The sequence below is a fragment of the Pseudomonas fluorescens group sp. PF-69 genome, assembly GCF_054481235.1.
This window is the reverse complement of record NZ_JBTMNC010000001.1, coordinates 2,570,219-2,583,858: the sequence shown is the minus strand read 5'-3', so window position 1 is coordinate 2,583,858 and position 13,640 is coordinate 2,570,219. Positions and strand designations below refer to the sequence as shown.

10 protein-coding genes are annotated in these 13,640 nt (G+C 60.6%); all 10 read left to right on the top strand.

What is annotated here, in order from left to right:
- The 10 genes from ACX3YF_RS11950 (at position 1) to ACX3YF_RS11905 (ending at position 13,458) form a co-directional block, all read left to right on the top strand.
- Positions 1-1,401, top strand: coding sequence for a polynucleotide adenylyltransferase PcnB (locus tag ACX3YF_RS11950; protein WP_047533333.1), 1,401 nt, complete (start codon positions 1-3; stop codon positions 1,399-1,401).
- Positions 1,402-1,404: 3 nt separating this feature from the next.
- Positions 1,405-1,890, top strand: coding sequence for a 2-amino-4-hydroxy-6-hydroxymethyldihydropteridine diphosphokinase (folK, locus tag ACX3YF_RS11945; protein ID WP_130204850.1), 486 nt, complete (start codon positions 1,405-1,407; stop codon positions 1,888-1,890).
- A gap of 298 nt (positions 1,891-2,188) precedes the next feature.
- Positions 2,189-2,989, top strand: a complete 801-nt coding sequence (gene panB / locus ACX3YF_RS11940; RefSeq protein WP_130204848.1) for a 3-methyl-2-oxobutanoate hydroxymethyltransferase — start codon at positions 2,189-2,191, stop codon at positions 2,987-2,989.
- A complete protein-coding gene (panC, locus tag ACX3YF_RS11935; RefSeq protein ID WP_130204846.1) occupies positions 2,986-3,840 on the top strand; it encodes a pantoate--beta-alanine ligase in 855 nt (284 codons plus the stop codon). Before panB ends, panC begins: the two co-directional genes overlap by 4 nt.
- 210 nt (positions 3,841-4,050) lie before the next feature.
- Complete coding sequence (gene panD / locus ACX3YF_RS11930; protein ID WP_003228271.1) at positions 4,051-4,431, top strand: aspartate 1-decarboxylase; 381 nt, start codon at positions 4,051-4,053, stop codon at positions 4,429-4,431.
- A gap of 247 nt (positions 4,432-4,678) precedes the next feature.
- Positions 4,679-6,343 (top strand): glucose-6-phosphate isomerase, encoded by a 1,665-nt coding sequence (gene pgi / locus ACX3YF_RS11925; protein ID WP_047533342.1) that lies wholly within the window; start codon positions 4,679-4,681, stop codon positions 6,341-6,343.
- 110 nt (positions 6,344-6,453) lie between these two features.
- On the top strand, positions 6,454-8,391 hold the full coding sequence (gene acs, locus ACX3YF_RS11920) for an acetate--CoA ligase (protein WP_130204844.1): 1,938 nt from the start codon (positions 6,454-6,456) through the stop codon (positions 8,389-8,391).
- 54 nt (positions 8,392-8,445) lie between these two features.
- A complete protein-coding gene (locus tag ACX3YF_RS11915) occupies positions 8,446-9,318 on the top strand; it encodes an oxygenase MpaB family protein (RefSeq protein WP_130204842.1) in 873 nt (290 codons plus the stop codon).
- A 75-nt stretch (positions 9,319-9,393) separates the two neighbouring features.
- Entirely contained in the window at positions 9,394-10,410 is a 1,017-nt protein-coding gene (locus ACX3YF_RS11910; protein WP_130204840.1) for a class I SAM-dependent rRNA methyltransferase, read from the top strand.
- Between the two features lie 93 nt (positions 10,411-10,503).
- The gene (locus ACX3YF_RS11905) at positions 10,504-13,458 is read left to right on the top strand and encodes a DUF748 domain-containing protein (RefSeq protein WP_204149577.1); all 2,955 of its coding nucleotides are present in this window, start codon (positions 10,504-10,506) and stop codon (positions 13,456-13,458) included.
- Positions 13,459-13,640 lie beyond the last annotated feature (182 nt).

The following is a 13,640-nucleotide window of genomic DNA, read 5'->3' as shown; positions in this document are numbered from 1 at the left end:
ATGCTGAAGAAGCTGTTCCAGTCATTCCGTACTCCCCTGCGTCGTACGCAACACATCCGCAGCACACCTGAAGTGCTCAACAGCGGCCAACACTCGCTGCAAAAGGCGCAATTCAGCCGTTATGCGGTGAATATCGTCGAACGCCTGCAGGGCGCCGGCTACCAGGCCTACCTGGTCGGCGGCTGTGTGCGCGACATGCTGCTCGGCATCACGCCGAAAGACTTCGATGTCGCCACCAGTGCCACCCCCGAACAGGTACGGGCCGAATTCCGCAATGCGCGGATCATCGGGCGCCGGTTCAAATTGGTACACATCCACTTCGGCCGCGAAATCATCGAAGTCGCGACCTTCCGCGCCAATCACCCGCAAAACGACGAAGAGGAAGACAGCAATCAGTCTTCCCGCAACGAAAGCGGGCGCATCCTGCGCGACAACGTCTACGGCACCCTGGAAGAAGACGCGCAACGCCGCGACTTCACCATCAATGCTCTTTACTACGATCCGGTCAGCGAACGCATCCTCGACTACGCCAATGGTGTACACGACATTCGCAATCATCTGATCCGTCTGATCGGCGATCCGAAGCAACGCTACCAGGAAGACCCGGTGCGCATGCTGCGGGCCGTGCGTTTTGCGGCGAAGTTGAATTTCGGCATCGAAAAACACAGCGCCGTGCCCATCCGCGACCTGGCACCGATGCTGCGCGAAATTCCCTCAGCCCGTCTGTTCGAAGAAGTGCTCAAGCTGTTCCTCTCCGGCCATGCCGCGGACACCTTCGAGATGCTGGTCGACCTGCAATTGTTCGACCCGCTGTTCCCGGCCAGCGCCGAAGCGCTGGAATACAACCCGACCTACACCCACACATTGATCAGCGAAGCGCTGATCAATACCGACCTGCGCATCAAGCAGAACAAGCCGGTGACGCCGGCGTTCCTGTTTGCCGCGCTGCTCTGGCCTGCGCTGCCAGCGCGCGTGCTGCGCCTGCAGGAACGTGGCATGCCGCCGATTCCGGCGATGCAGGAAGCGGCCCACGAGTTGATCGCCGAACAATGCCAGCGCATTGCCATTCCAAAACGCTTCACCATGCCGATCCGAGAGATCTGGGACATGCAGGAGCGTCTGCCCCGTCGCAGCGGCAAACGCGCCGACCTGCTGCTGGACAACCCACGGTTCCGTGCCGGTTACGACTTCCTGCTGCTGCGCGAAAGCGCGGGCGAGCAGACCGATGGCCTGGGCGAATGGTGGACCGATTATCAGGATGCCAATGAAAGCGAGCGTCGCGACATGATCCGCGACCTCAGCGGCAAGGATGACGGCACCGGCGCTCCGCGCAAGCGTCGCCGCAGTGGTGGCTCCAAGCGCAAGCGCGCCGCGGGCGCCTCGAGTAACACGGGCGAATAATCCATGGAACGCATCTACATCGGCATGGGCAGCAATCTGGCGGCCCCCGCCGAACAGTTGCGCAGTGCCGTCGCCGCACTGGCCCGGCTGCCGCGATCGGTACTGGTCGGTGTTTCCGGGTTTTATCAAAGCGACTCGCTGCTTCCTGGACAACCGCGCTACACCAACGCGGTCGCCGCCCTCGACAGCGCCCTGGCACCGCTGGAGCTGCTGGATGCGCTGCAAGCCATCGAGAACGAGCAGGGCCGCGAACGCCTTGAGCGCTGGGGGCCGCGCACCCTGGATCTCGATATCGTGCTGTTCGGTAATCGGTTGATCGATGAGCCACGCTTGAAGGTGCCGCACTACCATATGCAGGAACGAGCTTTTGTCCTGTATCCGCTGGCGGAGTTGGCGCCAGCCGATCTGCGTTTGGCCGATGGTCGCTGCCTCAGCGAACTGCTCGCTGCATGCCCGTTCGTCGGCCTGGAACGCCTGTCCGCGAATTGACCCCAATCCCCCTGTGGAAGCGAGCCCGTTCCTACATTGGCGCGGTGTCAGTCCTACAGAACTTGCTGAATCGCATCAGTAACCCCGGTAACACCCCAGACGTAACAAGGCGGTAACACACCCAATTGACTTCCCGAGTTCTCCTCACGACTATAGGCGTCCCGTTGCCGTCAACACGGCGTTGAAGGGCGCAATCCAGGCCTTACAAGCACGACAAAAGAACGTGCGCCTGTATTTAACGAAGAATCACGCGCGTTACTCGCAGTAGTTTCCACAGCGCCTGAATGAGGAACTTTTCATGCCAGCCATCACCCTGACCACGCTGCAAGGTCTCAAGCAAAAAGGTGAAAAAATCACCATGCTGACCTGCTATGACGCGACCTTCGCCCACGCCTGCAATCAGGCTGGCGTTGAAGTTTTGCTGGTGGGCGACTCCCTCGGCATGGTTTTGCAAGGCCACGACAGCACCCTGCCGGTCACGACCGCCGAAATGGCTTATCACGTGGCTGCGGTCAAACGCGGTAACACCGATGCGTTGATCCTCGCCGACCTGCCATTCATGGCCTATGCCACCACCGAACAGGCCATGACCAACAGCGCCCTGTTGATGCAGGCCGGCGCGCACATGATCAAGGTCGAAGGCGCATTGTGGCTGGCGGATTCGATCCGTCTGCTCGCCGAACGCGGCATCCCGGTGTGCGCGCACATGGGCCTGACGCCACAATCGGTGAACATCCTCGGCGGCTACAAGGTCCAGGGCCGTAACGAAAACCAGGCGCGGCAAATGCGTGCCGATGCGATTTCGCTGGAACAGGCTGGCGCGGCAATGCTGCTGCTCGAGTGCGTTCCCAGCGAACTGGCCGAGGAAATCACACAGGCGGTAAAGATTCCGGTGATCGGCATCGGCGCCGGCAATCGCACCGACGGTCAGGTACTGGTCCTGCACGACATGCTGGGCCTGTCCATGACCGGCCGCGTCCCCAAATTCGTGAAGAACTTCATGGCCGGCCAGGAGAGCATCCACGCAGCCTTGAGTGCCTACGTCACTGAAGTCAAAGCAGCAACTTTCCCTGGCATCGAACACGGATTCTCTGCATGAACACCGTCAAAACCGTACGCGAACTGCGAGCCGCCGTGGCTCGCGCCCGCAGCGAAGGCAAGCGCATCGCTTTCGTGCCGACCATGGGCAACCTGCACAGCGGTCATATCGCACTGGTGACCAAAGCCTCGCAACGGGCGGATTTCGTGGTCGCGAGCATTTTCGTCAACCCGCTGCAGTTCGGTGCCGGCGAAGACCTCGACAAGTACCCGCGCACCCTCGCCGCCGATCAGGAGAAACTGCTCCAGGCCGGCTGCCACTTGCTGTTCGCACCCACCGTTGAGGAGATGTACCCCGACGGCATGGCGGGCCAGACCCGCGTCAGCGTCCCACAACTGTCCGAAGGCCTGTGCGGCGCCAGCCGTCCGGGGCATTTCGAGGGCGTGGCGACAGTGGTCAGCAAGCTGTTCAACATGGTCCAGCCGGACCTGGCGATCTTCGGCCAGAAAGACTTCCAGCAACTGGCGGTGATCCGTGCGCTGGTCCATGACCTGAACATGCCGATCCAGATCATCGGCGAGCCGACCGTTCGCGCGGCCGACGGCCTGGCGCTGTCGTCGCGCAACGGTTTCCTCAGCGAAGAACAACGGGCCGTTGCGCCGGTGGTGTATCGCACGCTGAGCGAGATCGCCGCGTCGATCAAGCAGGGTGAACGCGATTATCCGGCCCTGATCCGCGCACAACTGCAAAAGCTCGAAGCGGCAGGCCTGCGTCCGGATTACCTGGAAATTCGCCATGCGTTGACCTTGCGGCCGGCAATGCCCGAGGACCGCGACCTGGTGATTCTGGTCGCGGCATTTCTGGGCACGACACGGTTGATCGACAACCTGCACCTGAATCTCGACGCATAATTCCGAGCACCTCCATTCCTGTGGGAGCGAGCTTGCTCGCGATAACGGACTGACATTCAACATCTGTGTTGGCTGACAGTCAGGCATCGCGAGAACGCCCCCTCCCACAGTGTTTCCGACTGCTCCGCAAATTGAATTCCAAGCTGTATTGCCGCCCCCAACACCATCGGGCAAACTGCCCGCCGTTCGATTCCGACCCGGGAAACACTCATGCACGCCATCATGCTCAAAGCCAAGCTGCACCGCGCCGAAGTCACCCATGCCGTACTCGATTACGAAGGCTCCTGCGCCATCGACGGCGAATGGCTGGATTTGTCCGGCATTCGTGAGTACGAACAGATCCAGATTTACAACGTCGACAACGGCGAGCGCTTCACCACCTACGCCATCCGTGGCGAAGAAGGTTCGCGCATGATCTCGGTCAACGGTGCCGCCGCGCACAAGGCCAAGGTCGGCGATCGCGTGATCATCTGCGCTTACGCCCATTACAGCGAAGCCGAATTGCTCAATTTCAAGCCGCGCATGCTCTACATGGCACCGGGCAATGAGCTGAGCCACACCAGTAACGCCATTCCGGTTCAGGTCGCCTGATCGAACCCGCCATTTTCCACCCCCGGCCCCCTTTCTATTGTCCTCGCCTGCCGTACCGGTATAAAAAAGTACCGGTCGCAGGTCAGACAAAGCCAAGACAGATCAACCCGCGAGGTTTACTGTTACCGGTCTGCGCTATTTAATCGTGTGCACGCAGGCTGACCGGACTTCGCCCACAATGTGGACGAGACATTCCGGGACTTTCAGTGTCATAAAAGCCGTTCAAGTAAAAAGGAAACCCGCAGCGATGGCGTACTACCGCACCCCTCATGACGTTACCGCTCTGCCTGCCTGGCAAGCGTTGAATGACCACCGCCAGGCCATGCAGGATTTCAGCATGCGCGAGGCCTTCAATGCCGACCCGCAGCGCTTCACTCAATTCACCCTCAGCAGCTGCGGCCTGTTTCTCGATTACTCGAAAAACCTGATCAACGCCGAGACCCGCAAGCTACTGGTAGGCCTGGCCAACGAAGTCGACCTCAAGGGCGCGATCAAGTCGCTGTTCGACGGCGAAATCGTCAATGCCTCCGAAGGCCGCCCTGCCCTGCACACCGCCCTGCGTCGCCCGGTTGGCGACAAGCTGTCGGTCAACGGCGTCAACGTGATGCCGGAAGTGCACAAGGTGCTGAACCAGATCACTGACCTCGTTGGCCGCATCCACGACGGTCTGTGGCGCGGGTACACCGAAAAACCGATCACCGATGTGGTGAACATCGGCATCGGCGGCTCGTTCCTCGGCCCTGAACTGGTGTCAGAGGCGCTGCTGGCCTATGCCCAGAAAGGCGTGCGTTGCCACTACCTGGCAAACATCGACGGCAGCGAGTTCCACGAACTGGCCATGAAATTGCGCGCCGAGACCACGCTGTTCATCGTCTCGTCGAAATCCTTCAACACCCTCGAAACCCTGAAAAACGCCCAGGCCGCCCGTGCCTGGTACCTGGCTCAGGGTGGTTCGGAAGCCGAGCTGCATCGTCACTTCATCGCGGTTTCGAGCAACAACGCCGCCGCTGTGGCCTTCGGTATCCGCGAAGAGAACATCTTCCCGATGTGGGACTGGGTGGGCGGACGTTACTCGCTGTGGTCGGCCATTGGTCTGCCAATCGCCCTGGCCATCGGCATGTCGAACTTCAAGGAACTGCTGTCCGGTGCCTACACCATGGACCAGCACTTCCTGACCGCGCCGTTCGAACAGAACATGCCCGTGCTGCTGGCGTTGCTCGGCGTCTGGTACGGCAATTTCTGGGGCGCCCAGAGCCACGCGATCCTGCCGTACGACCACTACCTGCGTAACATCACCAAGCACTTGCAACAGCTGGACATGGAATCCAACGGCAAGAGCGTGCGTCAGGACGGCACCGCCGTTTCGACCGATACCGGGCCGGTGATCTGGGGCGGCGTGGGTTGCAACGGTCAGCACGCTTACCACCAGTTGCTGCACCAGGGCACCCAATTGATTCCGGCCGACTTCATTGTGCCGATCGTCAGCTTCAACCCGGTGGCCGACCACCACCAGTGGCTGTACGCCAACTGCCTGTCGCAAAGCCAGGCGCTGATGCTCGGCAAAACCCTCGCCGAGGCGCAAGCCGAGCTGCGTGACAAGGGCATGAGCGAAGCCGAAGTGCAACGACTCGCGCCACATAAAGTGATCCCGGGCAACCGTCCGAGCAACACCCTGGTGGTCGAGCGCATCAGCCCGCGCCGCCTCGGCGCACTGGTAGCGATGTACGAGCACAAGGTCTTTGTACAAAGCGTGATCTGGGGCATCAACGCCTTCGACCAGTGGGGCGTGGAGCTGGGCAAGGAATTGGGCAAGGGCGTCTACAACCGTCTGGTTGGCAGCGAAGAAGCACCGGCTGACGACGCATCCACACAAGGCTTGATCAATTACTTCCGTGGTCGTCACCGCGGCTGATTTGACGCTAATCCTGCGTGTGGTACTAACCTTGTAGGAGCTGGCTTGCCAGCTTCTACGAGGGTCGCGCAGCTCCCCTCTTGTCGCAAAAACAAGAATGAGGAACCGTCATGTTCGATATCAGCACGTTTCCCAAAGCCGATGCCGTCCGCCGGGCTGCACAGTTGAGTCAGGACGACTACCATCGCCTGTACCGCGAATCCATAGAACACCCCAGTACTTTCTGGGCCGAACAGGCCAACCGTTTTCTCGACTGGAGCGCACCCTGGCAGACCGTCCAGCGCTATGACCTGAAAACCGGCGAGGCCAGCTGGTTTGCCGGCGGCCAGTTGAACGTCAGTTACAACTGCATCGACCGCCATCTGGAAAAGCGCGGCGATCAAACCGCGATTATCTGGGAAGGCGACGACCCCGCCGAATCCACACAGATCACCTACAGAAAACTGCATCACAACGTCTGTCGCCTGGCCAACGTGCTCAAAAGCCGTGGCGTGAAAAAAGGCGACCGGGTGTGCATCTACATGCCGATGATTCCCGAAGCGGCGTTCGCCATGCTCGCCTGCACGCGCATCGGCGCGGTGCACTCCGTCGTGTTTGGCGGTTTCTCCCCCGATTCATTGCGTGACCGGATACTCGATGCCGACTGCCGCACCGTGATTACCGCCGATGAAGGCGTGCGCGGCGGCAAGTTCGTGCCACTCAAACAGAATGTCGACAAAGCACTGCAAAGTTGCTCTGGCGTCAGCACAGTGATCGTGGTCGAGCGCACACAGAATCAGGTGAACTGGGTCGAAGGCCGGGATATCTGGTATCACCAGGCGTTGCGCGATGTCACCGACGACTGCCCACCCGAACCGATGGACGCCGAAGACCCACTGTTCATCCTCTATACCTCCGGCAGCACCGGCAAACCCAAGGGGGTGTTGCACACCACCGGTGGCTACCTGCTGCAAGCGGCGATGACCTTCAAATACGTGCTGGACTACCGCGATGGCGAAGTGTTCTGGTGCACCGCCGATGTCGGCTGGGTGACCGGACACAGCTACATCGTCTATGGCCCGCTGGCCAATGGCGCGACCACGCTGATCTTCGAAGGCGTGCCGAGCTACCCGAACACTTCGCGCTTCTGGCAAGTGATCGATAAACACAAGGTCAACATCTTCTACACCGCCCCCACGGCCCTGCGCGCACTGATGCGTGAAGGTGCCGGGCCGTTGCAGGACACTTCGCGGGCAAGCCTCAGACTGCTGGGCACCGTCGGTGAGCCAATCAACCCGGAAGCGTGGGAATGGTACTTCCATGTGGTCGGCGAAGAGCGCTGTCCGATCGTCGACACCTGGTGGCAGACCGAAACCGGCGGCATCATGCTCAGCCCCCTGGTCAGCGCGCAACGGATCAAACCCGGCTGCGCCACCCAGCCGATGTTCGGCGTGCAACCGGTGCTGCTCGATGAGCATGGCAAGGAAATCAAAGGCGCCGGCAGCGGCGTGCTGGCGATAAAGTCGAGTTGGCCGGCGCAGATCCGCAGCGTCTACCGCGACCCGCAACGCATGGTCGACACCTACTTCAAGCCCTATCCCGGCTATTACTTCACCGGTGACGGCGCACGCCGCGACGAGGATGGCGACTACTGGATCACCGGGCGTATCGACGATGTGATCAACGTTTCCGGGCACCGCATCGGCACCGCCGAAGTGGAAAGCGCCCTGGTGCTGCACGACAGCATTGCCGAAGCCGCCGTGGTCGGTTACCCCCATGACATCAAGGGCCAGGGCATCTACGCCTTCGTCACCCCCATGAACGGCATCGATCCCAACGATGAACTGAAAAAGGAACTGCTGGCCCACGTCAGCAAGGAAATCGGCAGCTTCGCCAAACCGGACCTGATCCAGTGGGCGCCCGCCTTGCCGAAAACCCGTTCGGGCAAGATCATGCGGCGTATCCTGCGCAAGATCGCCTGCAACGAACTCGACAGCCTGGGGGATACCTCGACCCTCGCCGACCCAAGCGTAGTGCAGGGCTTGATCGACAAACGCCTGAACCAATAACGTGCCTTTGCAGGAGCGAGCAAGCTCGCTCCTGCAGAAACTGACTGAGCCCCCATGGAATTCATCCGCAGCCGTATCGAAAGCCAAATCATGAGCCTGACCGGTTTGTCCCTGGGCAAGCTCGACCTGGAAAACCCCAAAGGCGATCCAGGCCTGTTCGGACCTGACTCGGTGAGTTGGCAGGTTCACGGCGACTTCAGCAGCATGCTCATCGGCGGTATCAGCGCCCTGATGCTGCAAGCCCTGCATCCGCTGGCGCTGGCCGGTGTCTGGGACCATTCGAATTTTCGCGAGGACATGCTCGGTCGCCTGCGCCGCACCGGGCAGTTCATTTCCGGCACCACCTTCGGTTCGCGACGGGACGCCGACTGGCTGATCGAGAAGGTCCGCACCATTCATTTGCAAGTGACCGGCACGGCGCCCGATGGTCGCCCCTATGCCGCCAGCGACCCCGACCTGCTGACCTGGGTGCATGTGGCCGAGGTCAGCAACTTCCTCGCCGCGCACCTGCGCTATCGCAACCCGCGCCTTTCTCCGGCCGATCAGGATCGCTATTACGCAGAAATCGCCCTGGTCGCCGAACGCCTGGGGGCCCGTGATGTGCCGCGCTCCCGACGAGCAGTTGCCGAATACCTTGAACGCATCCGCCCGCAATTGCTCTGTGATGAACGCAGTCGCGAAGTGTTGCGGCTGCTGTTGAACGCCCCCTCTCCCAGCCGTTTGGCCAAGCCTTTCGGGGGGATGATGATGCAGGCCGGGATCGATCTGCTGCCGGACTGGGCCAGTGACATGCTCGGCGTCAGCCAGAGCCCGCTGCAACGCAAACTGATCCGCGCCAGCGTCAATCGCAGTGCGCCGATGCTGCGCTGGGCGGTGCGTAATGGCTCGGTGCAGCGTGCCAAACGGCGCATGGGGTTGTTGACTTAATGCTCAGAGCTGCAAGCTTGAAGCTCAGTAACTGTTAAACTCCCGCGCCAAATTCCCTCCTGCAAGGCGCCCAGCATGTCTTCCTTGAATCAGGCGCTGCGCGCCGCCCTTGAATATCGCCAGGACCTGCTGGCCGAACTGCACCAGCAAGGCACCGACTGCTATCGCCTGTTCCATGGCAGCCAGGAAGGCGCCGGGGGCCTGACGATTGACCGCTACGGCCCGCAGCTGTTGGTGCAAAGCTTCCACCAGTCGCTGGAACGCGAGGCACTGCTGCAACTGCATGAAATCGTCAACCGGCATATGGGCCTCGACTTGCTGCTGGTCTATAACGACCGCTCCCGTGGCAACTCGCGTATCGATCGCGAAGACACCGTCTACCGCGCCGACGAAGCGGCCCTGCAAGATCTGGTCGGCCACGAGTGGGGGCTCAATTACCGGGTCCGCGGACGCCACGCCGGGCAAGACCCTTTGCTGTTCCTCGACCTGCGCAACACGCGCGGCTGGGTCAAGGACCACAGCAAAAACAAAAGTGTGCTGAACCTGTTCGCCTACACCTGTGGGGTCGGCCTCAGCGCCGCAGCCGGTGGCGCCAGCGAGGTGTGCAACCTGGACTTCGCCGAAGGCAATCTGGCAGTCGGTCGTGAAAATGGCCTGCTCAACCCGCAATTGCCGACCATGACGTTCATTCAGTCCGATTACTTCCCGGCCATCCGCCAATTGGCCGGCCTGCCCATCAGCCAGCGACGCGGGCAGAAACTGCCAAGCTATCAGCGCCTGGAACAGCGCCAATATGATCTGGTACTGCTCGATCCACCGGCCTGGGCCAAGAGTTCTTTCGGTACTGTCGACCTGCTGCGCGACTATCAAAGCCTGCTCAAACCCGCCCTGCTGACCACCGCCGACAATGGCGTGCTGATCTGCTGCAACAACCTGGCAAAAGTCAGCATGGACGACTGGCGTGAACAGGTTTTACGTTGCGCCGAGAAAGCCGGACGGCCGGTGCGAGAGTGGACGGTGATGAAACCCGGTGCCGATTTCCCGTCGATGGATCAGCAACCGCCACTGAAAACTCTGATCCTGCAGCTTTGATCCGTGTCAGACAAATCTGAAAAATCCTGAGCAGGCTGTTTGCTTCGGAACTGGAAACGCGTGCCATACTCCAAGGCACTCCGATTCAGACAGATGAAGCCACACATGTACAAAGGATTGATTCGCGCCATTGGCGCCTTGTTGACTGCTCTGGCGCTCTACAGTCTGCTGGGGTTTCTGATTTTACCGGGCATCGCCCTGCGCATTGCCAACCAACAGCTGGCCAACTACGCCACGATGCCCGCCACTCTCCAGCGGATCGAACTCAACCCGTTCAGCCTTGAAGTGACACTTTGGGGCTTGAGTATCGGCGAGCCCGGCAAGGAGCAGATCGGCTTCGAACGCCTTTACGCCAACCTGCAACTCGATAGCCTCTGGACCAAGACGCTGCATCTGTCCGATATCGAACTGGAAAAATCCAAGACCGAGATCCTCTTCGGCAAGGACGGCAAACTCAACCTGCTCGGGTTGTTCAAACTGCCACAGAGCGAACCGACGCCCGCCGATCCCGATGCAAAACCGTTCCCGCTGCGCATAGACCGGATCAATCTGGCCGGTGGTGTCGTGCACTTCAAGGATGAGCGCCCCAGCGAATCCATCGAGTTTATCTACGACAAACTCGATTTCGAGCTTAAACACCTCAGTACCCGGCCCGAAGACAGTGCCGACATGACATTGGTCGCCATCGGCCCGGGCGGCGGGCAGGTCGACTGGACGGGTAATTTCAGCCTGATCCCGATTGCCTCCGAAGGTAAGCTGAAAATCACTGACGGCAAGATGAAGTCCTTCTGGCCCTATGTGCGCGACGCCGTGCCCCTGGACCTGGAAAGCGGTGTGGTCAATATCAGCACCGACTACAAACTCAACCTGTCCAAGCAGACCGAGTTGCTGCTGAGCAATGTCGCGGTCAGCGTTGCGCCCTTCGCCATCAAGGCGCCGGACGGACGGCCACTGGTGAAGCTTGAGCGACTGGACATCACCGATACCACCCTGGACCTGGCCAAGCAGCAGGTGGTGGTCGGCAAGATCCGCAGCCATAAACTGGAAACCTGGGCGGCACTGGAGGCGGATGGCCAACTCGATTGGCAGAAGCTGTTCGCCAGCCAGCCGTCCAAACCCGCCGCCAAGGCCAAGGCCGAACCGGCCAGCACACCGGCAGCAGCTGATTCACCCAAGCCCGCCCCTGCTCCACCGAGCAAACCGTGGCAGGTCCTGCTCAACGACGTGCAACTGCGTGACTATCAGGTGCATCTGGCCGACCGCAAGGCACAACCCGCCGTCGCGCTGGAATTGGGACCATTGAATCTCGACCTTCAGAAGTTCGACAGTCTCAATGGCTCGCCTTTTACGCTCAAGCTCGACACGGGCGTAGGCAAACAAGGCAAGCTTTTGGCAGACGGGGAGGTCAATCTGGCCCCGATCAGCGCCAGACTCAATGTCCAGACCAAGGACATCGACCTGCGGGTCGCCCAGTCCTACATCACGCCATTCATACGCCTGGAACTGCGCAGCGGCATGCTCGGCAGCGATCTGGCGGTCAACCTGAAAAGCACCGAGCCCCTGGCCTTCAGTGTTACCGGGCGCGCCCAGGTTGATCAGCTGCATACGCTCGACACCCTGAAAACCCGCGACTTTCTCAAATGGCAGCAGGTCATGGTCGAGGGCCTGAACTATCAACACGGTGATAGCCTTTCGATCGACAGAATCAACCTGATGCAGCCCTATGTGCGATTCATGATCAACGATGACCGCACCACCAACATCGATGATCTGCTGATCCCGCAACCGGCCGATTCCGGCACCAGGACTGCTGCCGCCAAACCCGCCGCCAGCAAGGACAAGCCACTGGGCATCCATATCGGTGGGATTGCCATCAATGACGGCTCGGCCAACTTCGCCGACTTCAGCCTGACGCCGAACTTCGCGACCGCCATCCAACAACTCAACGGGCAGATCGGCACCATCGACAGCCGCCAGGCCAAACCCGCCAGTGTCGACGTCAAGGGCAAGGTCGACCGCTATGCGCCGGTGACCATCAAGGGGGCGGTCAATCCGTTCGACCCGATGGCCAGCCTCGACATCGCCACCAGCTTCAAACGCGTGGAACTGACCACACTGACGCCCTACTCCGGCAAGTTCGCCGGTTACCGTATTCGCAAGGGCCGACTCAATCTTGACCTGCATTACCTGATCACCAAAGGCCAGCTAAAAGCCGAGAACAAAGTGGTGGTCGAACAACTGCAGCTGGGCGAAAAAGTCGACAGCCCCGACGCCGTGAGCCTGCCGCTGAAACTGGCAGTTGCCTTGCTCAAGGACGTCGATGGCAAGATTTCCATCGAACTGCCGGTCACCGGCGACCTCAATAATCCGCAGTTCAGCGTCATGCCAATCATCTGGCAGACCTTGCGCAACCTGATCGTGAAAGCCGCGGCGGCGCCCTTCAAACTGATTGGCGGACTGGTCAGCGGCGGTGGCGCGGAAGACTTGGGCAGTGTGTCATTTGCCCCTGGTTCAAGCGACCTGAGCAAGGACGCTGAAGCCGCTTTGGTCAAACTGTCCAACGCGCTCAAGGAGCGTCCGGCCCTGCGTCTGGAGATCGAAGGCACGGCAGCGCAAAGCAGCGACGGCCCATTGATCGCCGAACAACGCCTGGAACGGGAATACCAGTACAACTACTACAAAATGCTCCAGCGCCGCGGCGAAAAAGTGCCCGCCCAGGCTTCGATGCTGGAGGTGCCGGACACCGAGAAGGGCCCGCTGCTGGAAGGGATCTACCGCACCCGCCTGAAGACCCAGCCACCCGCCGAATGGAAGGATCTGGGCAAGGAGGAGCGCACGGCGAAGATGCGCGCCGACGTGATCAAATTCTGGAGTACCAGCGACGTGCTGTTGCGTCAGCTGGGGCAGGACCGCGCCAGTAGTATCAAGGATTATCTGGTCGACAAGGGTCAACTCGCCGATGACCGCGTGTACTTCATCGATGCCCAACTGGGCGAAGCGGAAAAGGATGGCAAGGTCGTTACCCCTCTGCATCTGGACGCCGAGTGAAGTCAAAGCAACGCAAGAACTGATCTCCAGTTCGTTTGCGACGCCACAATAGAACAGGCCCCGACACGAGTGCCGGGGCCTGTAATGGCCACATCCTTATGGCCGTTCGCATGAACTCCTCAGATGCGACAGGCGTATAGCTCGGCCCGCCTGCCGCGCCCTCTCCCAGTCCAGGCGAGAAG

Bases quoted from the DNA above. Each gene is read 5' to 3' on its own strand.
- acs (WP_130204844.1), top strand. From the start codon at position 6,454: ATGTTCGATATCAGCACGTTTCCCAAAGCCGATGCCGTCCGCCGGGCT.
- panB (WP_130204848.1), top strand. From the start codon at position 2,189: ATGCCAGCCATCACCCTGACCACGCTGCAAGGTCTCAAGCAAAAAGGT.
- folK (WP_130204850.1), top strand. From the start codon at position 1,405: ATGGAACGCATCTACATCGGCATGGGCAGCAATCTGGCGGCCCCCGCC.
- ACX3YF_RS11950 (WP_047533333.1), top strand. From the start codon at position 1: ATGCTGAAGAAGCTGTTCCAGTCATTCCGTACTCCCCTGCGTCGTACG.
- ACX3YF_RS11910 (WP_130204840.1), top strand. From the start codon at position 9,394: ATGTCTTCCTTGAATCAGGCGCTGCGCGCCGCCCTTGAATATCGCCAG.
- ACX3YF_RS11905 (WP_204149577.1), top strand. From the start codon at position 10,504: ATGAAGCCACACATGTACAAAGGATTGATTCGCGCCATTGGCGCCTTG.
- panD (WP_003228271.1), top strand. From the start codon at position 4,051: ATGCACGCCATCATGCTCAAAGCCAAGCTGCACCGCGCCGAAGTCACC.
- panC (WP_130204846.1), top strand. From the start codon at position 2,986: ATGAACACCGTCAAAACCGTACGCGAACTGCGAGCCGCCGTGGCTCGC.
- pgi (WP_047533342.1), top strand. From the start codon at position 4,679: ATGGCGTACTACCGCACCCCTCATGACGTTACCGCTCTGCCTGCCTGG.
- ACX3YF_RS11915 (WP_130204842.1), top strand. From the start codon at position 8,446: ATGGAATTCATCCGCAGCCGTATCGAAAGCCAAATCATGAGCCTGACC.